The organism is Caniella muris, from assembly GCF_943193035.1.
GTDB lineage: Bacteria > Actinomycetota > Coriobacteriia > Coriobacteriales > Atopobiaceae > Granulimonas > Granulimonas faecalis.
Genome location: NZ_CALPCK010000001.1, coordinates 1,097,064 through 1,121,656, shown reverse-complemented (window position 1 = coordinate 1,121,656; position 24,593 = coordinate 1,097,064). Strand labels below are relative to the sequence as shown.

General features: G+C 70.5%; 23 protein-coding genes. 16 read left to right on the top strand and 7 right to left on the bottom strand.

Features of this window, described 5'->3' with window-relative positions:
- Positions 1–39: 39 nt before the first annotated feature.
- On the top strand, positions 40–993 hold the full coding sequence (locus tag NFR49_RS04910; RefSeq protein ID WP_251158523.1) for an ROK family protein: 954 nt from the start codon (positions 40–42) through the stop codon (positions 991–993).
- A 262-nt stretch (positions 994–1,255) separates the two neighbouring features.
- Here the strand turns inward: NFR49_RS04910 and NFR49_RS04905 are convergent, their stop codons facing one another.
- Complete coding sequence (locus NFR49_RS04905) at positions 1,256–2,272, bottom strand: hypothetical protein (protein ID WP_251158522.1); 1,017 nt, start codon at positions 2,270–2,272, stop codon at positions 1,256–1,258.
- A gap of 357 nt (positions 2,273–2,629) precedes the next feature.
- Between NFR49_RS04905 and mihF the strand changes: the two genes are divergently transcribed.
- From mihF to NFR49_RS04880, 5 genes are all read left to right on the top strand, one after another.
- Complete coding sequence (gene mihF / locus NFR49_RS04900; RefSeq protein WP_251158521.1) at positions 2,630–5,002, top strand: integration host factor, actinobacterial type; 2,373 nt, start codon at positions 2,630–2,632, stop codon at positions 5,000–5,002.
- A 65-nt stretch (positions 5,003–5,067) separates the two neighbouring features.
- A complete protein-coding gene (locus NFR49_RS04895; RefSeq protein WP_251158520.1) occupies positions 5,068–5,259 on the top strand; it encodes a hypothetical protein in 192 nt (63 codons plus the stop codon).
- 126 nt (positions 5,260–5,385) lie between these two features.
- Complete coding sequence (locus NFR49_RS04890; RefSeq protein WP_251158519.1) at positions 5,386–5,706, top strand: DMT family transporter; 321 nt, start codon at positions 5,386–5,388, stop codon at positions 5,704–5,706.
- A 423-nt stretch (positions 5,707–6,129) separates the two neighbouring features.
- Complete coding sequence (locus tag NFR49_RS04885; protein WP_251158935.1) at positions 6,130–6,636, top strand: methylated-DNA--[protein]-cysteine S-methyltransferase; 507 nt, start codon at positions 6,130–6,132, stop codon at positions 6,634–6,636.
- 73 nt (positions 6,637–6,709) lie between these two features.
- Positions 6,710–7,768, top strand: coding sequence for an HNH endonuclease (locus tag NFR49_RS04880; RefSeq protein ID WP_251158518.1), 1,059 nt, complete (start codon positions 6,710–6,712; stop codon positions 7,766–7,768).
- 3 nt (positions 7,769–7,771) lie between these two features.
- Here the strand turns inward: NFR49_RS04880 and NFR49_RS10150 are convergent, their stop codons facing one another.
- Positions 7,772–7,903: a hypothetical protein gene (locus NFR49_RS10150; RefSeq protein ID WP_275557136.1), complete on the bottom strand. Its 132-nt coding sequence runs from the start codon at positions 7,901–7,903 to the stop codon at positions 7,772–7,774.
- A 311-nt stretch (positions 7,904–8,214) separates the two neighbouring features.
- Here NFR49_RS10150 and glsA point away from each other — a divergent pair, with 311 nt between their 5' ends.
- The 5 genes from glsA (at position 8,215) to NFR49_RS04855 (ending at position 13,059) form a co-directional block, all read left to right on the top strand.
- Positions 8,215–9,162, top strand: coding sequence for a glutaminase A (gene glsA / locus NFR49_RS04875; protein ID WP_251158517.1), 948 nt, complete (start codon positions 8,215–8,217; stop codon positions 9,160–9,162).
- A gap of 89 nt (positions 9,163–9,251) precedes the next feature.
- The gene (locus NFR49_RS04870; RefSeq protein ID WP_251158516.1) at positions 9,252–10,409 is read left to right on the top strand and encodes a hypothetical protein; all 1,158 of its coding nucleotides are present in this window, start codon (positions 9,252–9,254) and stop codon (positions 10,407–10,409) included.
- Between the two features lie 61 nt (positions 10,410–10,470).
- Positions 10,471–11,619, top strand: coding sequence for an N-acetylglucosamine-6-phosphate deacetylase (gene nagA, locus NFR49_RS04865; RefSeq protein ID WP_251158515.1), 1,149 nt, complete (start codon positions 10,471–10,473; stop codon positions 11,617–11,619).
- A 182-nt stretch (positions 11,620–11,801) separates the two neighbouring features.
- Positions 11,802–12,026, top strand: a complete 225-nt coding sequence (locus NFR49_RS04860; protein WP_420840259.1) for a hypothetical protein — start codon at positions 11,802–11,804, stop codon at positions 12,024–12,026.
- Positions 12,027–12,192: 166 nt separating this feature from the next.
- Positions 12,193–13,059 carry a lipase family alpha/beta hydrolase gene (locus NFR49_RS04855; protein WP_251158514.1) on the top strand — a complete coding sequence of 289 codons (867 nt, stop codon included), beginning with the start codon at positions 12,193–12,195 and terminating at the stop codon, positions 13,057–13,059.
- Between the two features lie 70 nt (positions 13,060–13,129).
- On the opposite strand, the gene NFR49_RS04850 is transcribed toward NFR49_RS04855, so the two are convergent.
- Positions 13,130–14,944: an elongator complex protein 3 gene (locus tag NFR49_RS04850; RefSeq protein WP_251158513.1), complete on the bottom strand. Its 1,815-nt coding sequence runs from the start codon at positions 14,942–14,944 to the stop codon at positions 13,130–13,132.
- A gap of 154 nt (positions 14,945–15,098) precedes the next feature.
- Here NFR49_RS04850 and NFR49_RS04845 point away from each other — a divergent pair, with 154 nt between their 5' ends.
- Entirely contained in the window at positions 15,099–15,929 is an 831-nt protein-coding gene (locus NFR49_RS04845) for a class I SAM-dependent methyltransferase (protein WP_251158512.1), read from the top strand.
- Positions 15,930–16,265: 336 nt separating this feature from the next.
- On the opposite strand, the gene NFR49_RS04840 is transcribed toward NFR49_RS04845, so the two are convergent.
- The 4 genes from NFR49_RS04840 to NFR49_RS04825 form a co-directional block, all read right to left on the bottom strand.
- On the bottom strand, positions 16,266–16,934 hold the full coding sequence (locus NFR49_RS04840; protein ID WP_251158511.1) for a flavodoxin: 669 nt from the start codon (positions 16,932–16,934) through the stop codon (positions 16,266–16,268).
- Between the two features lie 81 nt (positions 16,935–17,015).
- Positions 17,016–18,179, bottom strand: coding sequence for an iron-containing alcohol dehydrogenase (locus tag NFR49_RS04835; RefSeq protein WP_251158510.1), 1,164 nt, complete (start codon positions 18,177–18,179; stop codon positions 17,016–17,018).
- Between the two features lie 19 nt (positions 18,180–18,198).
- On the bottom strand, positions 18,199–19,050 hold the full coding sequence (locus NFR49_RS04830) for an aldo/keto reductase (protein WP_251158509.1): 852 nt from the start codon (positions 19,048–19,050) through the stop codon (positions 18,199–18,201).
- A 182-nt stretch (positions 19,051–19,232) separates the two neighbouring features.
- A complete protein-coding gene (locus tag NFR49_RS04825; RefSeq protein ID WP_251158508.1) occupies positions 19,233–20,093 on the bottom strand; it encodes a LysR family transcriptional regulator in 861 nt (286 codons plus the stop codon).
- Positions 20,094–20,357: 264 nt separating this feature from the next.
- On the opposite strand from NFR49_RS04825, the gene NFR49_RS04820 reads away from it, so the two are divergent.
- From NFR49_RS04820 to NFR49_RS04805, 4 genes are all read left to right on the top strand, one after another.
- Positions 20,358–22,226 (top strand): beta-glucoside-specific PTS transporter subunit IIABC, encoded by a 1,869-nt coding sequence (locus NFR49_RS04820; RefSeq protein WP_251158507.1) that lies wholly within the window; start codon positions 20,358–20,360, stop codon positions 22,224–22,226.
- A 1-nt stretch (position 22,227) separates the two neighbouring features.
- Positions 22,228–23,676: a glycoside hydrolase family 1 protein gene (locus tag NFR49_RS04815; protein ID WP_251158506.1), complete on the top strand. Its 1,449-nt coding sequence runs from the start codon at positions 22,228–22,230 to the stop codon at positions 23,674–23,676.
- Positions 23,677–23,853: 177 nt separating this feature from the next.
- Entirely contained in the window at positions 23,854–24,003 is a 150-nt protein-coding gene (locus NFR49_RS04810; protein WP_251158505.1) for a hypothetical protein, read from the top strand.
- Entirely contained in the window at positions 23,996–24,580 is a 585-nt protein-coding gene (locus tag NFR49_RS04805) for a TMEM175 family protein (RefSeq protein WP_251158504.1), read from the top strand. Before NFR49_RS04810 ends, NFR49_RS04805 begins: the two co-directional genes overlap by 8 nt.
- Positions 24,581–24,593 lie beyond the last annotated feature (13 nt).

Below are 24,593 nucleotides of genomic sequence, written 5' to 3'. Positions count from 1 at the left end.
TCTCGGCCCGGCCGGGCGCGAGGGGAGAGAGGGAGAGCCATGGTTTCTGAGAAGGTCCCGTACCTGGTCGGCATCGACGTGGGCGGCACCACGGTCAAGGTGGCGCTGGTCACCATGGACGGCGACGTGGTGGACTTCTCCGCCGTGCGCACCGAGTCCATGCAGACGGCCGAGGAGCTGGCGTCGGCCGCCGGGAAGGTGCGTGCCATGGCCGAGGGCTTCGCCGGCGACGGCGCCTACATCGCCGCCGTGGGCCTGGCCCTGCCCGGCGTGGTCACCCCGGAGGACGAGCTGCTCCTGGCCCCCAACGTGCAGGTGAACCTCGAGGGGCTCGTGGACGCCCTGGCCGAGGCCTTCGGCGTGCCGGCGTACCCGATGAACGACGCCAACGCCGCCGCGCTGGGCGAGCTCTGGCGCGGCAGCGGCCAGGGGGCGCGCAACCTCGTGTTCGTGACCCTGGGCACCGGCGTGGGCGGCGGCATCGTGGTCGACGGCAAGGTCGTCGTGGGCCGCGGCGGCACCGGCGAGATCGGCCACCTGCCCGTGGTGCCCGGCGGTCGTCTGTGCGGCTGCGGCAACCGCGGCTGCCTGGAGATGTACACGAGCGCCCGCGGCCTGGTGCACCTCTACCGCGACGCCTGCGCCCGCCACGGCCAGGTGCCGGTGGAGCTGGAGCACGACGCCCACTCGCTGCCGGTGTTCGAGGCCGCCCGCCACGGCGACGACGTGGCCGTGGAGGCCCTGGACGAGTATGGCCGCTACCTCGGGCGCGCGCTGGCCATGGTCGCGTGCACCCTCGACCCCGACGCCTTCGTGGTGGGCGGCGGCATGAGCGCGGCGTTCGACCTCTTTGGGCCGCTCGTGGAGGACGCCTACCGCGACACGGTCATCCGCACGTGCCGGGACATTCCAATCCGCCCGGCGTCCCTGGGCAACCTTGCCGGCATGGTGGGGGCGGCCTACCACGGCGCGCAGAGGTCCGGTCTGCTGTAGGGGCCGGTGGGCCCGGGGCTGCGGCACCGTTTTGGCATGGGGCTTGGGGCATGGGGCGCCTGGTTTGGGGCATGCGGCTTGGGCCGTTTGGTACTTTTCGGTATATAAGTTGATCTAAACCACCAAATGGGGCGCCGTTTGGTGGTTTTTTCCTCCGTCGACGGCCGAAAAGTACCAAACGGCCGGGGCGGCCCGGCAGGTGGCTGCGGGCAGGCCAGCCGTGGGCCGCGGGCGGCGGCCGGGCCGGACAGGCTGCGGGCGCCTACCAGACCGGGTGGGTCCCGAGGAGCCTCTGGCGGAGCCGTGCCTGGGCCAGGGGGTCGGGGGTCTCGGCCGTCACGGTGAGGCGCCGGGCCACGAGGCGGGCCACCTCGTCGAAGGCGGCGGCGTCCCCCACGATCTGCGGGGTCAGTGAGAGGGGCTCGATGCCCGCGGTCTGGAGGGCGCTCCGCCGGGCCCGGTCGCGGTCGGCGTCGTGCTGGGTGTGGAAGGAGCGGCTGTCGTACTCCAGGTCGAGCCCGGCGTCGGGCCACAGGATGTCGGGACGCACGGTCCGGGTGCCGCCCAGCAGCCGAGAGGACGCCGACGATATCGGGACCTCCCCGTTGAGCCGGGGTAGCGGGAGCCCGTGGCCCCCGAGCGACGGTGGCAGCACGAGCAGGAGGACGACGGCGGTCTCCATGGGCGAGGCGCTTCCGTCGCAGGTGTGGGTCAGGGCCTCGAGGGCCCGGCGCGCCCCCGGCATCCCCCGGTTGCGCCCCGTCTGGCGCGCGAGGTCCACCACCGAGACGAGGGGCTCCGGGAGTGTGGCGAACCCCGCCGGGAGGTCCGGGCGCAGCAGGTAGGTGCCGCACAGCTCCATGGCGAGCAGGCAACAGCCCACCGGGTCGAGGTCGCGTGCGCGCACCACGAAGTGCTGGGCGGGCGTGAGGGAGCACACGGCCTCGCAGCCGCCCACCTCGGCAAGGCTCCCCGCGGGAGGGTCCAGGGTCGAGCAGATGCAGCGGACCCCCTTCACGCGATGGATCTTGGCGGGGGTGTCCACCACCACGTCCACGGCCGGCCCGGGGCCTTCCGTGGGGTCGTGGGTCTCCGCGGCGGCGCGCAGGAACCCCTCGACGGTGCTGTGGACGGGGGTCTCTCTGAACAGCTTGATCTCTCGTGCGGAACAGCGGCTCCGGGCCATGGCGAGGCTGGTCTGGGAAGGGGAGAGGGGGTGGAGCGGGATTCCAAGGGTCCAAAACGCCCTCGCCATCAGGCCGCCAAACACGGTGCCCATAGGCAGCTCCCTGAGGCGGTCGAACTGGTGGCTCCCATACTAAGGGACTTTGCGGCGTCCGGGGAGGTCGCGGTTCCTCTCGGAACCGTTTGGTGGTTTTTCCTCGGTACTGGGGCGGAAAACCACCAAACGGCACTCCATTTGGTGGTTTAGATGAGTTCTCATACCGAAAAGTACCAAACGGCTGTGAGGGGGTGGCCCGGCAGCGGGCAGAGGGCGGGGCGGCTCGGCGGCCCCTTGGACCCTTGGGGAGTCCCGAGAAACAATCCCACCACACGGGCGATATACACTTGACAGGCCCATGGCTCCACGCCGCCGGGCTCCCATCGCACGTTCCTGCGGCTTGGAGGTCGCTCCTTGAAACCCACCGACACGTTCAAGTACCAGCTGCTCGAGAGGCTCTGTGCCGCCTTCGACGGGGCCGCCCCCGCCGACGAGCCGCCCACCCTGGTCCCGTCCGACATCCTGCCGTCCTACCTCGAGCACGACGACGAGGCCTCCCGCAAGCAGGCCCAGTGGATCTTCTCGGCCGTGCAGTCGCTGGAGAGCCAGCGCATCGTGCGCATGACCAAGTCCAAGCACGACGGGGGCACCTACGTGGACACCGTCACCCTGGAGGACGCCGACAAGGCCGCCCACGAGCTCGAGAAGCTCGCCGCCCGTGTGGCCCAGGAGGAGGCCGAGCAGGCCCGCGCCGAGGAGGCCGTCGCCCGCAAGCGGCAGGCCCAGTCCCAGGGCGGCCAGACCCACGCGCAGCGACACGGCCGCCGCCGCACGTCGGGCCCCGTGGACCCGCGCATCACCGAGGAGGCCGCCGAGTACCTCGACGAGGTGGACTCGCCCCTCACCCCGCGCGAGCTCTCGCTGCTGGTCACCGGCGACACCAAGAAGCTCGACCGCGTGGGCCTCAAGCGCGTGGCCCAGACGCTGCGCCGCCGCGGCTCCAGCGCCAGCCGCTCCAACGTTGGCGCGCTGGAGGAGGCCGGCGTCGTGGCCGACCTCAAGACCATCTGCGTCAAGGGTCCCGTGGTGCTCATCACCCAGAAGGGCGCCGTGGACGCCTCGATCCTGCCCAACGGCATCTCGATGTTCGACGCCGACCTCGCCAACATCGACCGCGCCTACGTGCGCGCCCGCCGCATCGTCACGGTGGAGAACCTCGACGCCTACCGCCGCTGCAACGACGACGACGTCTACATCTACACCCAGGGCTCCGTGTCGCCGCGCCACCGGGCGCTCCTGCGCATGATCCACGAGCAGAACCCGGACGTGGAGTTCGCGCACTTCGGCGACATCGACTACGCCGGCCTCAAGGCCCACAAGGTTATCGAGGACACCCTCGGCTGCGAGGTGGGTCTCTTCCACATGGGCATCGCCGAGCTGGCGAACCCGGCCTACCGCAAGGCCATCCACCCGCTCACCTCCAAGGACCGCGACCTTCTGGCCCAGCTCCTGGAGTACGAGCGCTACCGCGGCCTCGTCTCCTACATGCTCGAGCGCAACGTGAAGCTCGAGCAGGAGATCGTGGCTCTGGACCTCTTCAGCGACTACGACGTGGACTCCGCCATGGCGGCCCTCCCCGCCGGCCGCGACGACCAGGGCGAGGGGCAGCAGCAGGACGGTGGCAAGCGCCGCGAGGGCACCTACCGCAAGCAGAGCCAGCGCTCGCGCGGGCAGCGCAGGCAGCAGGCCGCCGACGGCCAGGGTGCCCAGCAGCCCGCGCAGCAGGCCCCCAAGGACGAGACCGCACCCAAGGTGGAGCCCGCCGAGCCCGAGGCTGCCGTCGGGGCGGAGGCGCCTGCGGACGCCGCGCCCGCCGAGAAGGCCGACGCCCCCAAGCCGCGCCGTCGCCGCCGCTCCCGCAGGCCCAAGGCCGAGCAGGGCGCCGAGGGCCAGGTCGCGGAGGAGCAGGGCGCGGAGGTGGCGGGCACCGAGCAGCCCGCGGCCGACGCCGACGCTCCCGAAGGGCAGGTCGCCGCTTCCGAGGCCGCGCCCGAGGAGGTCCCTGCCCCCGAGGTGGAGACCGAGGGCGGCGACGCCCGGTCCGCCGAGCAGGATGCGGAGCCGGAGCAGAAGGATGTGCGTCCCGGCCGAGCTGGGCGCCGTCGCCGTAGCGCCCGGCCCAAGGCCGCTGCCGAGAAGGCCGCCGAGCAGCCTGAAGCTGTAGCCGATGCCGCAGCCGAGGTCGGCCAGGTGCCCGAGCCCGAGGACGCCCCCGAGCCCGCGGCCGACCAGCCCGACGCCGAGGCGCCGGCCCCCGAGACCGACGCCCCCAAGCCGCGCCGCCGCCGTCGCTCCCGCAAGCCCAAGGCGGCCCAGCCCGAGGCCGCCGATGCCGCCAGCGACGCCCCGGTGTCCAACGCCGCGTCCGTCGCTGCTGCCTCCGAGGCCGATGCGCCCGCCGACGCCGCCCCCGAGGCGCCCGCGACCCCGGAGCCCGCGCCCGCCGAGGCCAAGCCCGTCTCCAAGGCGGCCCAGACCCGCAAGCTCCGCAGCGACCTGCTCGCCAACATCAAGTCCGGCGCCGTCTCGCCCGCGGACGTGCTCGACGCCGTGGACGACGCCGCCCGTTCCCTCACCGTGGTGCGGTTCCTCTCGGCGCTGCCCGGTTGGGACCGCGCCCGTGCCACGGCCTTCATGGAGGAGGTCGGCATCAGCGCCGGCCGCACCCTGCGCGGGCTGGGCAAGAAGCAGCGGGCGCGCGTTGTCGAGGCCGTGAACGAGGGCTGAGGTCGAGGGGCGACCTGCTGGTAGAATCAGGGTCTTGAGCGACCCCCCCATCCCAAGGAGGCTCCATGCCACCTCGTTTTTCCGGAGACAACGCCGCGGGCTGCGGCTTCGGCTGCCTGCTGGTCATCATCGTCCTCGCCTTGGTGAACCTGTTCTTCAGGGGCGTGTTCATCATCGTGCGGTGGCTCCTGCCCGTGGCGGTGGTGCTGGGCGTCTGCTACGCCGCCTGGTACTACTTCTTCCGAAACCGCTCGTGAACCGCGGGGCGGGGCGCCCGACGCGTCCCGCCCCGCTTTTTTGCCCCCATGGGCCCTGACGAGGGCTGCCGCACCAGGTTGGAAAAGACGGCGCACTTTCGTTCCTCCGAGGAGAAAGGCGCCGTCATGCATTGGCTCGTCCTGGTTCTGTCCGGTTGCCTCGAGGCGGTGTGGGCCGTGGTCCTCGACCGTTCTTGCGGGTTCACGCAGGTGGTCCCCACTGTGTTTTTTGCCATGGGGCTTGCCGGCTCCATGCTCGGCCTGTCCTTCGCGCTCCGCGAGCTGCCCGTGGGGGTGGTCTACGGCGTGTGGGTGGGCGTGGGGGCCACGCTCACGGTGGTGTGGGGCGCCGTGACGGGGGAGGCGCCGATCAACGGGGGCCAGGGCGTCTGCCTCGTGCTTCTCGTGGGGTCGATCGTGGGCCTCAAGGCCTTGGGCGGCCACTGAGGGGCCCGGTCGCGCCGCACCGTGTGCCCGCGGCCCTCGGTGACGCCCCGGAGGCTTTCTCCCGCCATGAAAAAGGAGGGCGACCGTGGCCGCCCTCCTCGTTGAGGATGCGCTTGAGCTCCGCCTTCTCCCGGCGCCGGTTGTAGGCCGTGTCCCCGTGGGGACCGCCCCGGCACACCCAGCCGTCGTGCTTGGGCATCCGGGTCCGCGTGACGTCGATGGCACTGATGGTGGCGACGGGTATCGGCTTCCTGTGCTTCCTCGTCATGGTGACCACCCCCTCTCCATGCTGGAACTATTAGGGACTCCACTGTAGCATATACAGAACATATGTTCTATACTGGCTCCAACAGAGAGGCGGCGGGGCTGCTGTGTCGACCAGTGCTGGAAGGCGGACGGGGAGAGGGGAGTGCTGTGGCAGGTATGTACCGGTATGAGACGCCGCTGGGCTTCGTGCGCATGCTGATCTGCGGTGATGCGGTTTGCGGCTTGTGGTTTGAGGGTGAGGGGGAACGGCAGGAGTACGAGGCCCGTATGGCCGAGCACCCCTCGGCGCCGGTGTTCTCGGGCAGGGAGGCCGCGGTGTTGACCAAGGCCCTGGCGTGGCTCAATGCCTACTTCGCGGGGGAGGACCCCGGTCCAGTGCCGCCCCTCAGGCTCGAGGGCACGGCGTTCCGCCGTCGCGTGTGGGAGGTGCTGCAGACCATCCCGTACGGGCAGACCATGACCTACGGGCAGATCGCGCGGGTGCTGGCCGAGGAGCGTGGCATCGAGCGCATGAGCGCCCAGGCGGTGGGCGGCGCGGTGGGCCACAACCCCGTGTCGCTCATGGTGCCGTGCCACCGCGTGGTGGGGTCCAAGGGCGGGCTCACGGGCTACGCGGGCGGCGTCGAGCGCAAAGCGGCCCTGCTGGAGCTGGAGCGGGGGTAGGGGTCATACTGACCCCTGTCGATGGGTGTCGGTTATGCTCTAAGCGACATCGACGTCTGGGAGGGCCGGATTCATGGCTGATGACGAGCGGGGCCCGCGCGACAGGTCCATCGAGCGGGCCGATGACACATTGCGAGATGTGGACCTCACCGTGGAGAGGGCCCTCTCGTTCATCGACGTGCACCGGAGGAGCGACTTTGCGGCGGCCTACCAGTGGTTCATGGACCACAGCGGGACGGTGGGCAGCCGGCTCTACGGAAGAGGCCAGCGCCTGCCCGGTGTGAGAGACGACTTCGCCCATGCGGCCCAGCGGGGTATCCACAAGCCCTCGGGCTCGCCATACGCGCTGAGCGTCACTATCAAGAGCGGTGAGATGTACGACGCAGACGGCTCGATGATCGAACTCCCCGACGGCGACTGGGGTCTCATCTACGCAGCCCATCGCAACAACAAGGGCGGCGAGACGGACTCCCAGTGGAACGAGTCGCTTAAGAACTGCATGAGGGATGGCCTCCCCGTCGGCGTCTTTGCCGACACCGGGAAGGGATACCTTCGGTCCCTCGCCTTTGTGGAGGAGTACCGTCCATCGGATGAGACCTTCGTGCTCCATGGCCCTGTGACTCCGGAGACGGAGCATCTGTTCCGGTCAGGGGTGCACGACTACCTTGTGGGTGAGGAGCTCGTGGAGCTCGACCACAGGCCGGCCCAGGAGCTGATGCGTGACGAGCGCACGGCGAAGGTCGTATCCATGAAGGTGCGAGAGGGGCAGGGTCGCTTCAGAAGGAAGCTGATGGAGGCCTACGGCGGGGCCTGTGCCGTCACGGGCGTCGAGACGGGGTGCACGCTCCAGGCAGCGCACATCCTCGACTACCGTGGCGCCCCGACGAACGTCGTGGAAAACGGCCTGTTGCTGAGGTCGGACATTCATGCGCTTTTCGACGACTCGCTTCTTGCTGTTGACCCGCGGACCGCGTGTATCGTGGTCGCCGATTCCGTTCCGGACGATGTGTACCGTAGGCTCGGCGGCCATCCGCTCAGGCTTCCCAAGGACAGGTCGCTCTGGCCCAGCGACGAGTACCTCGGCATCAAGTTCGAGAAGTTCGAGCACCTTCAGAGGATGGGCGGGGCCTGACCGTCACTCGTCGAGGGGCCTGGACAGCAGGTCGAAGATCGTGATCTCGGCTTCGTCCACGTACACGCCGTAGACCACGAAGGCACCGACTTCCGGGTGGTGGAGGGTCGCCACGTGGTCCTTCTTCTGCCCCATGGAGGCCAGTGCCTGGTCAAAGTGGGGGGGGGTGAGGGCGCGCCTCTCTCACGTGGACAGGCGCCTGCACCCATGTAGTTCAGCGTTGCGGCGAGGGAAGATTCTGCTTTGGGTTGTTCACTCATCTGCGCTTCTCTCGATCGCCTTTGATGGACCCTGCCGATCCATGGATGGATGCGGGACTGGGAAGGAGATGCTTCACTATCTTGTGCGACCTCGGTTCCGGGTCGACGACGAAGGCCCACCCATCAACGTCCGTCATTCCTTGGGACGGGTACCTACCGCCCAAACCCCGTCCCGAGGAGCTGCCCATGCCCGTAGACAAGCTCACCCACAACCAGGTCGAGGCCGCCATGGAACGCGCCTTCGCCCAGGCCAAGGCCGCCACCGGCGGCGAGAACGCCCATTACATCCCGTACCTCGCCAACGTCGACCCGTCGCTGCTCGGCCTCTCCGTGTGTCTGGTGGACGGCACGTGCCTCTCCCTCGGCGACGCCACCCACCCCTTTGGCGTCGAGTCCATCTCCAAGGTCTTCACGGCCGCCCTCATCCTCAAGCAGCTGGGGCCCGAGGCCGTGCGCGAGAAGATCGGCGCCGACGCCACCGGCCTGCCCTTCAACTCCATCATGGCCATCATCCTGGAGAACCACAGCCCGTCGACGCCACTGGTGAACGCCGGTGCCATCTCGGCCTGCTCGCTGGTGGGCCCCGCGGGCGACGCGGATGCCAAGTGGGCGGCCGTCACCGGCATGTTCGAGGACCTCTGCGGCAGCCCCGTCCCGCTCATCGACGAGCTCTATCGCTCGGAGAGCGCCACGAACTTCGACAACCGCTCCATCGCCTGGTTGCTCAAGGACTACGGCCGCATCTACGACGACGTGGACCTCTCCCTTGACCTCTACACACGTCAGTGCTCCCTCGCCGTGACGGCCGAGCAGCTGGCCCGCGCCGCTGCCACGATCGCCAACGGCGGCGTGTCGCCCACGGACGGCTGCGAGGTCCTCTCGGCGGACCTCGCCCGCAAGCTCACGTCGCTCATCTGCACCGTGGGCTTCTACCAGTCCGCGGGCGACTGGCTCTACCGCACCGGCATCCCGGCCAAGTCCGGCGTGGGCGGCGGCATCCTCGCCGTGGTGCCCGGCGTCATGGGCATCGGAGCCTTCGCCCCGCCCCTGGACGCGGCGGGCAACTCCGTGCGCGGCCAGGAGGCCGTGGCGGCGCTGGGGGAGGGGCTGGGCCTCAACGTGTTCCAGGGGTAGGGGCCTCTGTCGTGTCCGTGGGCTGTGACAAGGGTCCGCGCGGTCCGGGTATCTGCCCTGCAGCCAACCGTGCCTAGAGGAGGAACCCCATGCTCGAGAACGACATCGCCCAGCTCATGCGCGAGAACGCGCCCACCGTCGCTTCCCAGATCCGCCGCCAGCCCAAGCTCTGGGAGAAGGTGCTCGACCTCTACCGCGAGGTGGAGCCCGACGTCAACGCCCTCGTGGGCCGCGCCCGCGCCGCCGCGGGCGTCCTCGGGGGAGACACCCCCGAGGACGGCGTCGAAGGCACCCTGACCGTCGTACTCACGGGCAGCGGCTCGGCCCTGGACGCCGCCGTGTCGGCCGCCGAGAGCCTGTCCGCGAGCGGCGTGGGTGGCTGCGACTACCTCTGCGCCGCCGCCGAGGACCTCGCCCGCGCCCCCAAGGACATCCTGCGCGACGCCGAGCACGTGCTGCTCGTGGCCCTCTCCTGCGGCGACGACGCCGCGCTCGGGCAGGCCGTGGCAGCGGTGCGCGCCAACGTTAAGGGCCTCTTCGTGCTGGGCCTCACCTGCGACCCGGCCGACGGCATCGCCAGCGCCGTGGTGCCCGACGAGGACGGCCTCGTGATCGCCCTCCCCGACGTCGCCTCCGCCGCCGACGAGAGGGCCACCGCCGAGGCCTCCCTGGAGCCCGCGGACCTCGCCGGCTTCACCTGCCTCACCCTCATGGCCAACCTCTGCCTGGGCGCCGACGACCTGCGTGCCAAGGACAACTGGACCCGGATCGCCGTGCGCATGGGCGAGATGGTGGTCATGCGCGAGACCGCCCTCTCCTCCCTCGTGCTGGAGCCCTTCGACTCCCTGGTCTTCCTCGCCAGCGGCACCCACTTCCAGGGCGTCGCCCGCGAGGCCGTGGTGCAGGCCGCCAACTTCGCCGGCCTCGGCCGCGGCGGCGTCTCGCCCCAGGTGTCCCGCGGCGACCTCGTGAGCGCCGCCGGTGACGGCGACGTCACCCACGACGCCCTGGCCGTGGCCTTCATCGGCGGCTCCGACGACGAGAAGGCGTCCCAGGTGGCCTCCCTCAAGTCGCTCGACGGCGCCGAGAACGGCTGCACCCCCGTGGCCGTACAGCAGGACGTGGCTCCCGTCTACCCCGGCCGCGCCTTCTCCTTCGACGGCTTCGCGGCCATCCCCGCCGCCTACCTTGCGCTGCCGTACCTCATGGCGGCCCAGGTGCTGCTCCTCATGGCCTCGGTGAAGTAACGTGGGGTGCGGGGCCCAAGGCCCCGCCCAGCGTCCGGCATCCCAGACCCAAGGAGACCCCATGGCAACCTACGCCATCCACGCCAACTCGTTCTTCCTGCCCGGCGGCCCCACCGGCCCCGGCTACCTCACCGTCACCGACGGCGTCTTCGGCGCCTTCTCCACCGACGCCCCCTCGGGCGTGGAGCGCATCGACGAGCGCGACCTCGTGGCCCCCGGCCTCGTGGACACGCACATCCACGGCTTCGACGGCCACGACGTCATGGACCTCTCCGCCGACGGCCTCGACGCCATGGCGGCCGGCCTCGTGCGCAACGGCTGCACGAGCTTCTTCCCCACCACCCTCACGGCGCCCACGGAGCGCATCGCCGAGGCCTGCTCCATCGCCGCGGCCCACGTGAACAAGCCCGGGTGTGCCAAGGTCCAGGGCATCTACCTCGAGGGCCCGTGGTTCTCCGAGAGGTACAAGGGAGCCCAGAACCCCGCCTACATGGGCAACCCCGACCTCCACGTGCTCGAGCACTGGATGGACTGCGCCGACGGCCTGGCCTTCAAGATCGCCCTCGCCCCCGAGAACGACGGCGCCGCCGAGTTCGTGGCCAAGGCCACGGCCATGGGCGCCGTGGTCGCCCTGGGCCACTCCAACGCCACCTACGAGGAGGCCCGCCGCGCCGTGGACGCCGGTGCCACGGTGTTCGTGCACACCTACAACGCCATGAGCCCGCTGCACCACCGCGAGCCCGGCATGGTGGGGGCCGCCCTCACCTGCCCCGGCGTCTACGACGAGATCATCTGCGACGGCAACCACGTGAACCCGGTGTCGGTGAACGTGGTCATGCGCGCCCGCGGCAAGGACCAGGTGTGCCTCATCACCGACTGCCTGGCCGCCGGCGGCATGCCCGAGGGCGACTACGTGATGGAGGGCCTGCCCATCACCGTCAAGGACGGCCAGGCGCGCCTCAAGGACGGCGGCAACCTCGCCGGCTCCATCGTGGGCCTCTGCCAGTGTGTTAAGAACGTGGTGGACTGGGGGCTCGCCACCCCGGCCGAGGCCGTGGCCATGGCCACCGTCAACCCGGCCAGGAGCACGGGCGTGGACGACGTCTGCGGCTCCATCAAGCCGGGCCGCGCGGCCGACATGGCGTGCTTCACCTCCTCCATGGATCTGGAGGCCACCTACGTGGACGGCGAGGTGGCCTGGGAGGCCTAGGCGCCGTCCGGCTCACCGTCCCGTCGCGGCGCCCCGGTCTTCCCGGCCGGGGCGCTTTTCTTCTTTGATGGATGGGCCCTCGGGGCGAAAGACGCCCTTTCCGGCGGGTACCAAAGGCAGAACCGGGACCGCCGCGGGCGGACCACCACGAGCCCCGAGGGCTCCGACCGAAAGGACCTGTCATGGACTTCAAGGAGATGGCCGACAAGGTGGCCGACGGCGCCAAGGACCTGGCCGAGAAGGCTGCCGACGCCGCCAAGGACCTGGGCGAGGGCGCCAAGGACGTGGCCGGCAAGGCCGCCGACGGTGCCAAGGAGGGTGCCGACAAGGCCGCCGACGCCGCCAAGGACCTCGCCGACAAGGCCGGCGACGTGGCCAAGGGCCTGGGCGATAAGCTCAAGCACTAACCTCGCACCCCGACCCCATCATGGGCATGCGGCGCCGGACCCCCAGGGCCCGGCGCCTTTTTCATGGGCGGCGATGGTGCCACTTGGCGGTTCTGTGCGCCGTGCAACGCCGCCCCCGACAGGGCTACGAACCCCGTGGGCCATGGTTGCGAGGGAGATGACCGCGATGGAACGGGAGCACGGACGGACGGCGGGGGAGCGGCCCCCGGTGGGGCAGGGGCGGCACGACTGCCCGGTGGTCCTCGTCCACGGCATCGCCGCCCACGACCGCGGCATCCACCGCTCGCCCCTGTGGGGCCGCGTGCCCGAGGCCCTCGAGGAGCATGGGTTCGAGGTCTTCTTCGGAAACACCGACGCCTGGGGCTCGGTGGAGGGCAACGGGCGCGAGCTCGCCCGCACCATCGACGAGGTGCTGGCCGAGACCGGCGCCGACCAGGTGGTCGTCGTGGCCCACTCCAAGGGCGGCCTCGACGTGCGCTCGGCCCTGCTCGACCCCCGGGTGGCCGCCAAGGTGCGCGGGGTGGCCACCCTGTCGAGCCCCCACCGGGGCATGCGCTTCTGCAGCCTTCTCAACCGGTCGCGCTTCCTGCTGCCCCACGTGGTGTCGCATCTCGTCAACGGCTGGAGCCGCCTGCGGGGCGACCGCGCCCCCGATTCCATCCAGGCTCTGCGCGACCTCACCGTGGAGGGTGCCCGGGCCCTGGCCGACCTCGAGCTCGACGAGGGGCGCCGCACCCTTCTCGAGGCCGTCCCCTTCCACTCCTTCGGGTTCCGCAGCCGCCAGCGCCGCTACCCCAGGAACCACGTGGCGGCCGTGGTGCGCCACCTCGACGGCGAGAACGACGGCCTCGTGCCCCTCGGGGCCACGGCCCACGGGCGCCACGGGGTGATGGTGGCCCAGGGGCGCATCGACCATGACGACTGCACCGACCGGGCCGGCCGGGACTTCGAGCTGGTGGACGAGGAGGGGTCGACCTTCCGGTCGCCGGCGGAGTTCGTGGTGGCCGTGGTGGACGATCTCGAGGCGTCGTAGGGGCGGCCGCGCCGCCGGGCGCCGGGTGCCGGGGCGCCGGGCGCCGGGGCGCGCGTCACCGCGGCGGGGCCTACCCCTTTAGCTGTCTCCGCTGGTAGAGGCCGTGGTCAAAGAAGCCGAGCCTCCGGTAGTAGGGGCGTGTCCCCACGGCGCTGATGACGTCCACGGCTCCGTACCCCTCCCGCGCCGCCTGGGCGCAGGCCTCCTCGACGAGGGCGCGCCCCAGGCCGCGGTGCTGGGCGCCCGGCTGCACCTGGCCCAGCTCCGAGACCCGGCCGTACACGTGGAGCTCACGGATCATGGCCACCCCGCCGCCATGGGGCAGCGACAGCCGGCAGAACCCGGCGATGCGCCCGTCCGGCGCCTGCCACGAGAGGAAGCGCTCCTCGGTGTCGGCCGTGGCGTAGGGGAAGGTGGCCAGCGAGAGCGAGCCCGGGTCCTGCTCGGCGCCTGCGATCTCGCGCTGGCGGATCTCGGCCACGGGGCGCCCCTCGGCGGCGAGGCGGTCCTCCACGGCCTGGCGGAGGTTGGCCTCGCGGCTTCCGGCCACGATGTCCTTAGCCGAGAAGTCGCGGATCATGCGGGAGATGCGCAGGTAGGGAGGGCAGGCAGCGACGTCGGCGGCCATGACGTCGATGAGCTCGTCGCGGGTGTAGGGGCGCCAGAGCCCGGCCCGCCAGTCGCGCTCCAGGGCGGTGCCGGCGATGAGGGCGCAGGGGTAGAGTTTCACCTCGTCGGGACGGAAGCGCCGGTCGCCCACCAGGCGGGCGAAGTCGGCCTTGTCCGCCTCGGGCGTGGCGCCGGGCAGGTTGGCCATCATGTGGGCGTGGACCTTGAACCCGTGGCGCCGGGCCAGGGAGAAGGCGCGGGCCACGCAGTCGGCGTCGGCGGAGCGGTCGCTGGCAAAGAGCCGGTCGCCGTCCAGGCTCTGCACGCCCAGCTGCACCTTCGTGGCGCCGAGGCGCCGCATGGCCGCGAGGCTCCCCTCGGTGACGGCGTCGGGGCGCGTCTCCAGCGAGAGGCCCACGCACCGGCAGGCCGCCCCCTCGTTGGCCCGCTGGGCCGCCTCCACGCGGTCCCAGCCGGCGCGCTGCACCGCGGCCAGGGCCTGCCAGCGGGGGTCGCCGCCGTAGAGGCGGGCCCAGGCGGCGTTGTAGGCCAGGGCGCCCCGGGAGACCTCCCGCTGCAGCCCGGCGCACTCCCCGGCCCGGGTGCCGGCGTCCGCCGAGAGGCCCCGGGCCAGGTAGTCGGCCCTCACGGAGCGGCGCTCGGCGCGGGCCTCGGCACCGCAGCCGTCGTTCAGGGCCTCGAGCAGCCTGGACACGAACCAGCGGCGCCACGGGGCGGGGTAGTCGTCCCAGGTGCCGCCCAGGACGATGAGCTCCACCTTGTCGGTGGGGTGGCCCATGGCGTGGAGCGTGGAGAGGCGGCTGGACACCTGCAGGTAGGGGTCGAAGAAGTTCTGCTCGGCCCGCTGGCACGCCGGCTCGTCGGGCAGGTAGCTCTTGGGCATGCGCAGGTCGCAAGGGCAGTAGCGGCACGTGCCGGCGCAGGGCCACGGCTTGGAGATGACGGTGATGGTGGCCACGCCCGAGGCCGTGCGGCGGGGCTTGGCGCGGAGCAGGGTCACCAGGCGCTCTCGGCAGGCGTCGTCCACGCCCAGACGCTCCCAGTGACCGGGGTCGGCCTCCTCCCGGGCCAGGAGGTAGGGGAGGAGCCGACGTTTGCGCAGGTGGCGCGAGGTGTCGGTCACGCCGGCGTTGCGGGAGCGGATGAAGCGCAGGAGCCAGCGCTCGTCGGGCAGGTCGTCGCGGCCCCGGAGCTCGGCGGCGAGGTCGAGGATGGCGGCCTCGGGGGAGGGGGCGTCCGGGTGTCTTCGGTCCAAGGCGGACGGCTCCTCTCGGGTGGGGGGTGGGGTGGCGCCGGACCGGGCGCCGCGGCGGCGTGCCGGGTCCCGGTGCTGGTACGGTGGTGCGCAGAGCAGTGTATAGCAACGGGGCCCGGGAGCGGGCCATGGGGCGGCGACGGCGGGAGGCGCGGTGGACGAGAGGGCGGCACGGCTGGCGGACCAGCTCACGGCCGGGTTCTACGCCCGGTGCGGCGAGAGCTTCTCGGCGACGCGCGCGGGCGGCTGGCCGGGGTGGTCGCGGCTGGAGGGGCCGCTGCGTGCCGCGGCGCGGCGGGCGGCCGACGAGGGCCGGGCGCTCCGGGTGCTCGACCTCGGCTGCGGCAACCTGCGCTTCGAGCGCTGGCTTGAGGGCCTGCTGCCCGGCGCGGCCGTGGAGGCCGTGGGCCTGGACCGCGAGCCGGGGCTGGCGGCGGGCGCTTTGGGCGCGGCGGCGGGTGCTGCCGGCGGCGGGGCGGGTGCCGGGTCGGATGGGCCGGCCGCGGGTCTCTCGGCGGAGGTCGTGGCGGCCGAGTTCGGCGACGGATGGGGGCTGCCGACGGCGCTCGAGGGGGCCTTCGACGTGGCGGTGGCCTTCGGGTTGCTGCATCATCTCACCGGTTTCCGCGGACGTCGTGCCGTGATGGAGGGCCTGGCCCGGGCGCTGGCGCCGGGCGGCGTCGCCGCGGCGTCGTTCTGGAGGTTCCTCGACGACCGGCGCCTGGTGGCGAAGGCCCGGGAGGCCATGGCCGACGCGCTGGCCCGGTGGCCGGGGCTCGCGGGGCAGCTGGGCCCGGGCGATGCGTTCCTCGGATGGCAGGGCGAGGAGGGTGTGTTCCGGTTCTGCCACGCCGTGGACGAGGCCGAGCTGGACCGCCTGGTCGCCGCTGCCACGGCCGCGGCCCCCGGCGTGCGCGAGGCCGGGCGCTTCTCGGCAGACGGCCGGTCGGGCGAGCTCAACCGCTACGCGCTGCTGGCCCGCTGACAAACCACCCTGACAAACCACCCGGACACTTTTGTCCCAATGGTCGGGCACTTTTGTCCCACCACCCGCGTCTCGGAGGGGTTTCGGGCGGTGCCGCGGGGTGCTGCTGCCAAACGCGCGTCAACCGTTTGGTGAACCGTTTGGTGGTTTCTCTCCTCCACAGACGGCAAAAACCACCAAACACCGCGATGTTTGGTGGTTTAAATCAACTACTGCATCAAAAAGTACCAAACGCCCGAGGGCCCCGAGGCCAGAAAACCTTCCCCGGGAACCCTCGGTGAGCCAATCGACGAGCGGGCGAGGCGACGGACGCCACCGCCCCTTCTGCCGCGCCGGCTACAGGCCCAGGCCGTCCACCCAGGTGCGGACGTCCTGCTCGGAGGCACCTCCCGAGAAGCGCATGCCTTCCTTCCAGTCGCCGGTGCCTGCGAGCTGGGCCAGTTGGGCGGCGCTGTCGCCCACGGGCGACGACGTGGACGTGCAGAACGGGTAGACCGTCTTGCCCGAGAAGTCGTTGCCGGCCACGAAGCCGTCGATGGGCCATGCGGCGATGCCCCACCAGATGGGGTAGCCCACGAAGACGGTGTCGTAGGAATCCCAGTTGTCGGGGGTGACCTGCTCGAGGGGGATGTCGCGGGCGCTCTCGTTGTCGTGCTCGTGGTTCACGCGGCTGTCCGGATCGGTCCACGTGAGGTCCTCGGTGGTGTACGGCTCGGTGGGGAGCACCTGGAACGTGGTGCAGCCGAGGTCGTCGGCGATGTTCTCGGCCACGCGCGCGGTGTTGCCCGAGCCCGAGAAGTAGGCCACGAGGACGGTGCCGTCGCCGGCGGTGGAGGCCTGTCCTCCTGGGGCGCCTTGGCCGGAGGTGTTCTGACCGGAGGCACCTTGGTCGGACGAGGGCTGGTCGGCCGGCGCCTGGGAGCAGCCGGCGAGCGCGAGGGTGGCGGCCGAGAAGAGGGTCCCGGCCACGAAGTCGCGGCGGGTGAGGGTAGGGGTCGCGTCCATGACGGCTCCTTTCAAGGTGGGACAAAAGTGCCCGACCATTGGGACAAAAGTGTCCGGGTGTTGGGACGGCGACGGGACGGGCTAGCGGCTCTCCGCCAGGATCTGGAAGACCTCGTCGTCGTCCAGGGCCTTGGCGCAGGCCGGGGTGCGCACGGCCGTGCGGGCCACGGCGTGCAGCGTCTCGTCGGAGGTATCGCCGCCCAGCTCGTTGAGCGTGGTGGGCAGGCCCATCTCGCGGGTGAAGGCCACGAGGGCGTCGATACCGTCCATGGCCACGGCCAGCGGGTCGCGTCCGGCGGCGTCTATGCCCCAGACCTCCTCGGCCCAGAGGGCGAACTGCTCGGGGGCCTCGGGGGCCAGGTGCCGGTAGAGGGCCGGATGGATCGCCGCGAGGCCGAGGCCGTGGTTGGTGTGGGTGTAAGCCCCGTACTGGTGCTGGATCATGTGGCACTGGAAGTCGCCCACCTTGCCCAGCTTGAGCACGCTGTTCTCGCCCATGGCCGAGTCGTAGACGAGCTCGCTGCGGGCCTGGAGGTCGCTTTCGTCGGCGGCGACGGCGCGCATGTTACGCACGATGTTGCGCTGGACGGCGAAGTTGATGTCGTCGGAGACGCAGCGGGTGCGCGGGGTGCCGAAATAGGTCTCCATGCAGTGGGAGAGCGAGTCGTAGGCCCCGCTCATGAACTGCGTCCGCGGCACGGTGAGTGTGAATGCCGGGTCGAGGGCGGCCCATGCGGGCATGGCTCCCACGAACGGGCCCTTCACATGGGTCTCCTCGTTGGTGATGACGCCGCCGTTGTTCTGCTCGGCGCCGGTGCCCGAGAGCGTGACCACGCAGCCCATGGGGATGAACTCGTCCGGCAGCCTACCCTCCACGTGCTCGAACTGGTCGATGTCGCGGTCGAGCAGGGCCTGGGCGCTCACCACCTTGCAGCAGTCGAAGACCGACCCGCCGCCGGCGGCGAGGATGAAGTCCACCGACTCGGCCCGGGCCAGCTCGGCACCCTCCTGGACCTTCTCATAGGTGGGGTTGCTCATGATGCCGCCGAAGTCCACCACGCGCTTGCCGGCCTTCTCGAGCCGGGAGCGCAGGTGGTCGTAGAGCCCGCTGGCCTTGAGGGAACGGCCCCCGAAGGCGAGCATCACGGTGCCGCCCATGGCGGGCAGCTCGGCGTCGAGGGCGCGGTCGACGGCGCCCTCGCCGAAGTAGTTGAGAACCTGGTACTGGTAGACGAAGCCGTCCATGGATGATCCTCCCGCTGGGCTAGACGTTGCGCACGAGGCCGGCAAGGCGCTCCACCGTGGCTGGGTCGCGGTGGTCGAAGAAGCAGCTCTTGTGGGTATCGAGGCCGCGGATGGCCTGCATCTCGGCGTCGGAGAGCTCGAAGTCGAACACGTCGAGGTTCTGCTCCATGCGCTCGCGGCGCACGCTCTTGGGGATGCATACGATGCCGCGCTGGATCTGCCAGCGGAGCACCACCTGGGCCACGGTCTTGCCGTGGGCCTGGGCGACGGCCTCGAGGGTGGGGTTGGTGAAGAGATCGTTCTTGCCCTCGGCGAACGGCGCCCACCCCTCCATCTGGATGTCGGCCGACTCCATGTAGGCCTGGGCCTTCCACTGCTGGAAGAACACGTTGCACTCCACCTGGTTCACGGCGGGGGTCACGCGGTTGAAGGTCTTGAGGTCGGCCAGGCGGTCCGGATAGAAGTTCGCGGTGCCGATGGCACGGACCACACCCTGCTCGTAGAGCTCCTCCATGGCTCGCCAGGCGCCGTAGACGTCGCCCAGGGGCTGGTGGATGAGGTAGAGGTCCAGGTAGTCCAGGCCCAGGCGTCTCATGGAGGCGTCGAAGCCGCGCTTGGCCCCCTCGTAGGAGGCGTCGGAGATCCAGAGCTTGGTGGTGACGAAGAGTTCGTTGCGGTCCACGCCGGACGCGGCGATGGCGGCACCCACGGCCTCCTCGTTGCCGTAGCTGGCCGCGGTGTCGATGGAGCGGTAACCCACCGAGAGGGCGTCCTCCACGGCCTGCTGGCACTGGGCCGCGTCGGGGATCTGGAAGACGCCGAAGCCCAGCTGGGGCATCTCGACGCCGTTGTTGAGGGTGACGGTCTGCATTGGGGTCCTTTCTCACGGGTTTCCCCCCCCCCCCCCCACTGTGGCGCCGGGCGTCCCTGCGGGGAAGTCTCCGCTGGTGGGGTGCCTATAACCGTCGGGTTGCAACCCTGGGGCCGACCGGGCGGCGGCCCGCCATGCGGCGGGCGCCCGGACGCGGCGGGACCGCGAGCCATCCCCGGCCCCTACCCCCGCTGCTCCGCGAGTGCCCGCACCCAGGTCATGACCTGCCGCACCGGCTCGGGGGCGTCCAGGCGCGACGAGAGGTGGTAGGTGACCCGCGCGCCGTCGTCGGTCACGGGCACGGCCACCCGCCCGCTCTGGGAGTAGCCCGGGAAACGTGGCGCGTCGGTCACGAAGCTCAGGAGGTCGGTGGTGCGCACCAGCTCGAGGAAGACGAGACGGTCCTCCTGCACCACCACCTGGGAGTGGGGGAGCATGTCGCGCAGCAGGTCGATCCAGCATCCCGAGCCGGCGTACACGAGGCAGCGCATGCCGTCGAGGTCGGAGAACGACACCCCGTCGCGGCCCGTGAGCGGGCTTTCCCCCGGCAGGTTCGCGAAGAGCCGCTCCTCGCAGAACTCCAGGGTGTCCACCGTGGGCATGGAGACCGGCACGCCGGTCACGGTGAAGTCGCAGGTGCCGTCCATCAGGCGGTGCCGCGCGTCGGCGTCGTCGGTCAGGGAGGGCTCCAGGATCGTCCCCGGGCAGCGCTCCACCACCAGGGAGGTGAGGCGCCACACCGGCGACGGTGCGACGGACGCGATGCGCAGGGTGCGCCGCTTCCGGGCGAGGCCGTCGAAGGCGTCGAGCATGGCCTGCTCGTCGGCCAGGAGGGTGCGGGCGTGGAGGAGGGCGCAGCGGCCGGCGTCGTTGAACTCGGCGGCGTTGCGGCCCCGCTCGAACAGGCGCTGACCGAGCTCGGCCTCCAGCGCCGCCATGGACCGGCTGAGCGACGACTGCGAGATGCGCAGGGCCCGGGCGGCTGCCGATATGGTGCCGTAGCGGTCCACCGCCACCAGTTGCCGCATCTGCTCGAGTTCCATGCTTGCCTCCCATGGGTCGAGGGGCGTCTCCACATCAATCATCGGCATGAGTATGCAGGAACAATGGGGGGAGTGAAGGGTAATCCCGCCCTTCGGGGCCCGATCGGGTCGAGGGGCGCGTTACCGCAGGACCGGGCTGCTATGCGCGACCGGCATGGGACGTTGGCAAACGAGCATGGTTCCAATAGTTTGGTTCGTTTTTAGGTTCTGTAACGTTTCCTGCGTAATTCAAGTCAGTTTCAACCCAAAGGAAAGGGGACCCACGTGGCCACCGACTACGCGAGGACCGCACGCGAGCTGGTAGACCGGCTCGGCGGCGCGGGCAACGTGAAGAGCGTCACGCACTGCATGACGCGCCTCCGCTTCGTGCTCAACGACGAGTCCGGGGTGGACGACAAGGCCGTGGAGGCCGTGCCCGGCGTCATGGGCACGATCCGCCAGGGCGGTCAGTACCAGGTCATCATCGGCAACGAGGTGCAGGCGGCCTACCGTGCCGTGCTGGGCCTCGGCGGCATCTCCGGCGACGAAGCCCCCGCCGCCCCCAAGCAGCGGCTCACCGTCAAGAGGGCCTTCAACAACGTCCTCGACGCCATCGCCGGCTCCATGGCGCCCATCCTGCCCGCCATCATCGGCTGCGGCATGATCCAGCTGCTCCTCATCATCGTGCGCATGCTGGGCGTCCCTGAGACCGACTCCACCTACATGTTCCTGGCCACCCTGGGCGACGCCGGCTTCTACTTCATCCCGCTCATGCTCGCCTACACGGCCTCCAAGAAGTTCGAATGCTCCACCGTGCTCTCCATGGTGGTCGTGGCCGTGCTGCTGCACCCCAACTTCGCCGCCCAGCTGGGCGCCGAGGAGCCCCAGTCGTTCCTGGGCCTTCCCGTCATCTCGGCAACCTACTCCTCGTCCGTGATCCCGGCCCTGCTCGTCACGTGGGTGCTCTCCTATGTGGAGCGCGGCGTCGACCGCATCACCCCCGGTTGGACCAAGACCGTCTTCAAGCCCATGCTCGTGCTGCTCATCATGATGCCCCTCGCCATCGTGGCCCTGGCCCCGCTCGGCGCCATCGTGGGCGACGGCCTGTCCGTGGCCATCGGCTGGCTCAACGAGCGCGCCAGCTGGCTCACCATGCTGCTTGTGGCCGGCCTCATGCCCTTCATCGTCATGACCGGCATGCACTACGCCTTCCTGCCCTCCACCCTGGGCAATCTCGCCACCCTGGGCTTCGACAACCTGTTCCTGCCCGCCATGCTCTGCTCCAACCTGGCCCAGGGCACCGCGTCGCTGGCTGTGGCCATCCGTTCCAAGAACAGGCAGCTCAAGTCTGTGGCCGGCGCCTCCGCCGCCACCGCCATGGTGGCAGGCATCACCGAGCCCGCCCTTTACGGCGTCACCCTGCGCCTGCGCCGCCCGCTCATCGCCGCCTGCGTGAGCTCCGCCGTCGCCGGCCTCTTCATCGGCCTCATGCATGTGGTGTCCTACAGCTTCGCCGTGCCCGGCCTGGTCTCCATCGTCCAGTTCGTGGACCCCGCCGGCTCCATGAACTTCGTGTGGGCCCTTGTGGGCGGTGCCATCTCCATCGTGTGCACCTTCGTGCTCACCCTGGTCCTGGGTTGGGACGACCCCACCGAGGGCGAGTACGACGAGACCTCCGAGGACGTCGACGCCCACGGCCTGAACGCCGCCGCGCCCACCGGCGACCGCATCGTGGTGACCTCGCCTGTCGCTGGCGCTGTCGTGGACCTCTCCGAGGTGCCCGACAAGACCTTCTCCTCCGGCATGCTGGGCCACGGCTTTGCCGTCGAGCCTTCCGAGGGCCGCGTCGTGGCGCCCTTCGACGGCGTGGTGGAGACCGTGTTCCCCACGCTGCACGCCCTGGGGCTCCGCTCCGATTCCGGCGTGAGCCTGCTCGTCCACGTGGGCCTCGAGACCGTGTCCCTCGAGGGCCGGCCCTTCACCGCCCACGTGCAGAGCGGCGAGGCCGTCAAGGCCGGCCAGCTCCTGCTCGAGTTCGACATCGACGCCATCCGCGCCGCCGGCTGCAAGACCGTGACCCCGGTCATCGTGTGCAACGAGGACGAGGTGGGTCCCGTGGCCGTGGTCGACGGCCAGATCGTGATCGGGGGCTAGCATGGCGTTTCCCGAGGGGTTCCTCTGGGGCGGCGCCGTGGCCGCCAACCAGTGCGAGGGGGCGTGGGACGAGGACGGCAAGGGCGTCTCCGTGGCCGACATCTGCACCGGCGGCTCCTTCGGCGCCAGCAAGATGATCACGCCTGTCCTGCGCGACGACGCGTTCTACCCCAGCCATGAGGCCATCGACCACTACCACCGCTTCCGTGAGGACATCGCCCTGCTCGCCGAGATGGGCTTCCGGTGCTTCCGGTTCTCCATGGCGTGGTCGCGGGTGTTTCCCAACGGCGACGAGGCCGAGCCCAACGAGGCCGCCCTCGCCCACTACGACGAGGTGGTGGACTGCTGCCTCGAGCACGGCATCGAGCCCCTCGTGACCATCTCGCACTACGAGGTGCCCTTCGGGCTCACCAGGAAGTGCCAGGCGTGGCGGTCGCGCGAGACGATCGGCTACTACCTGAACTTCTGCCGTGCCCTGTTCGAGCGCTACCGCGGGCGTGTGCGCCGCTGGCTCACCTTCAACGAGATCAACAGCGCCACGGAGCCCATGGGTGCCCTGCTCAACCAGGGCATGCTCGCCGACCTGGAGAACCCCACGCCGTTCATGGGCCAGCCGGACGACCCGCAGGCCCGGTTCCAGGGGCTGCACCACATGTTTGTGGCGAGTGCCAGGGCCGTGGCCATGGCCCACGAGGTGGACCCGGCCAACCAGGTGGGCTGCATGGTGCTGTTCGCGGCGTCCTACCCGCTCACCTGCGACCCGTCCGACGTGCTGGCGGCCCAGCGCTACAACCGTGTGTTCAACTGGTTCTGCGGCGATGTGCAGTGCCGCGGCAGCTACCCCACCTACATGGACGCCTACTTCGCCGAGCGGGGAATCGAGATCGTCAAGGAGCCCGGCGACGACGAGGTTCTGGCGGCCGGGACCGTGGACTTCTACTCGCTGTCCTACTACATGTCGTCCTGCCAGAGCGCCGACCCCACGCTGGAGAGCGGCCCGGGCAACATCCTGGGCGGCGTGAGCAACCCGCACCTGGCCGCGTCCGACTGGGGCTGGCAGATCGACCCCGAGGGCCTGCGCTACTCCCTCAACGAGATCTGGGACCGCTACGGCCTGCCCGTCATGGTGGTGGAGAACGGCCTGGGCGCCCGCGACGAGGTGCTGCCCGACGGTACCGTCGACGACGGTTACCGCATCGACTACCTGCGCCGTCACATCCAGGCCATGGAGGGCGCCATCGAGGACGGCGTGGACCTCGTCGGCTACACGCCCTGGGGTTGCATCGACCTGGTGAGCGCCTCCACGGGCGAGATGGCCAAGCGCTACGGCTTCATCTACGTCGACAAGCACGACGACGGCACGGGCGACCTCTCGAGGAGGCCCAAGCGCTCGTTCTGGTGGTACAAGAACGTGATCGCGAGCAACGGCGCGATGCTCGACGAGGCATAAGGGCCGTTGGGAATTCCGGGCCGCCGCGCCGATCGGTGCGGCGGCCCTCCTTCCATGCGGTCGGTTGCAACCCGGCCGTTATGGTCCCCTCACCAAGCGAGACTTCCGGGGTCCTGGCCCCGCCCATAGGATTGCCACTGGCAACGAGCGGGGACGCCCCCGGAAAGGAAGTCATCCATGGACATGCGAACCCTCGGCAACGGCCTTGCCTCCTCCGCGGGCGACATCCGCCTGAGTGCCGAGGAGGTGGCCGCCGTCGACGCCGCCCTCGACGCCATGGAGATGGGCCCGGTGTTCGGCGGGTCTGCGGCGGCATCCCATGAGTAAGGAGCGCCTCGCCGCCTTCGTCGACGCGGTGCTCGCCATCGTCATGACCATCGTGGTCCTTGAGTTTGCAGAACCCGCCGAGCTTTCCTGGGAGGCCCTCTGGGCCATGCGCTCGCGCCTGGCGGCCTATGCGGTGTCGTTCTTCTGGCTCGGCGCCATGTGGGTGAACATGCACAACTACTGGCACTTCGTCGACAGGGTGGGCAAGCGGACGGTGTGGCATGCTCTCGTGGTGCTGTTTTTCAGCTCGTTGATTCCGTGGGTCACCGTGATGGTGTCGGACAACTTCGACAACGTCGTGGCCCAGGTGTGCTATGGGGCCGTGGTCTTGGCCGTTACCTTTGCCAACATGGCGTTCTACCGCTCCACTGAACGGGTGAACCATGTGGTTTCCCGGCTCAGTCACCGTCAATGGTTCCACGGACCCATGATGGCCGCCGACCTCGCGATCAAGGCCGCGGGGCTCGTGGTGTGCGTCACGGTGTGGCCACCGGCCATGTTCTGGTCGGTGCTGGTGTCGCTTCTGGCCATCATCGTCCCGCCCCAGCTGAGGGAGTGCGTGGACGACGAGGGCTGAACCGGGCCCACGC

Coding starts and splice junctions, on each gene's coding strand:
- NFR49_RS04910 (WP_251158523.1), top strand. CDS start 40: ATGGTTTCTGAGAAGGTCCCGTACCTGGTCGGCATCGACGTGGGCGGC.
- NFR49_RS04905 (WP_251158522.1), bottom strand. CDS start 2,272: ATGGGCACCGTGTTTGGCGGCCTGATGGCGAGGGCGTTTTGGACCCTT.
- NFR49_RS04895 (WP_251158520.1), top strand. CDS start 5,068: ATGCCACCTCGTTTTTCCGGAGACAACGCCGCGGGCTGCGGCTTCGGC.
- NFR49_RS04890 (WP_251158519.1), top strand. CDS start 5,386: ATGCATTGGCTCGTCCTGGTTCTGTCCGGTTGCCTCGAGGCGGTGTGG.
- NFR49_RS04885 (WP_251158935.1), top strand. CDS start 6,130: ATGTACCGGTATGAGACGCCGCTGGGCTTCGTGCGCATGCTGATCTGC.
- NFR49_RS04880 (WP_251158518.1), top strand. CDS start 6,710: ATGGCTGATGACGAGCGGGGCCCGCGCGACAGGTCCATCGAGCGGGCC.
- NFR49_RS10150 (WP_275557136.1), bottom strand. CDS start 7,903: ATGGGGCAGAAGAAGGACCACGTGGCGACCCTCCACCACCCGGAAGTC.
- glsA (WP_251158517.1), top strand. CDS start 8,215: ATGCCCGTAGACAAGCTCACCCACAACCAGGTCGAGGCCGCCATGGAA.
- NFR49_RS04870 (WP_251158516.1), top strand. CDS start 9,252: ATGCTCGAGAACGACATCGCCCAGCTCATGCGCGAGAACGCGCCCACC.
- nagA (WP_251158515.1), top strand. CDS start 10,471: ATGGCAACCTACGCCATCCACGCCAACTCGTTCTTCCTGCCCGGCGGC.
- NFR49_RS04860 (WP_420840259.1), top strand. CDS start 11,802: ATGGACTTCAAGGAGATGGCCGACAAGGTGGCCGACGGCGCCAAGGAC.
- NFR49_RS04855 (WP_251158514.1), top strand. CDS start 12,193: ATGGAACGGGAGCACGGACGGACGGCGGGGGAGCGGCCCCCGGTGGGG.
- NFR49_RS04840 (WP_251158511.1), bottom strand. CDS start 16,934: ATGGACGCGACCCCTACCCTCACCCGCCGCGACTTCGTGGCCGGGACC.
- NFR49_RS04835 (WP_251158510.1), bottom strand. CDS start 18,179: ATGGACGGCTTCGTCTACCAGTACCAGGTTCTCAACTACTTCGGCGAG.
- NFR49_RS04830 (WP_251158509.1), bottom strand. CDS start 19,050: ATGCAGACCGTCACCCTCAACAACGGCGTCGAGATGCCCCAGCTGGGC.
- NFR49_RS04825 (WP_251158508.1), bottom strand. CDS start 20,093: ATGGAACTCGAGCAGATGCGGCAACTGGTGGCGGTGGACCGCTACGGC.
- NFR49_RS04815 (WP_251158506.1), top strand. CDS start 22,228: ATGGCGTTTCCCGAGGGGTTCCTCTGGGGCGGCGCCGTGGCCGCCAAC.
- NFR49_RS04810 (WP_251158505.1), top strand. CDS start 23,854: ATGGACATGCGAACCCTCGGCAACGGCCTTGCCTCCTCCGCGGGCGAC.
- NFR49_RS04805 (WP_251158504.1), top strand. CDS start 23,996: ATGAGTAAGGAGCGCCTCGCCGCCTTCGTCGACGCGGTGCTCGCCATC.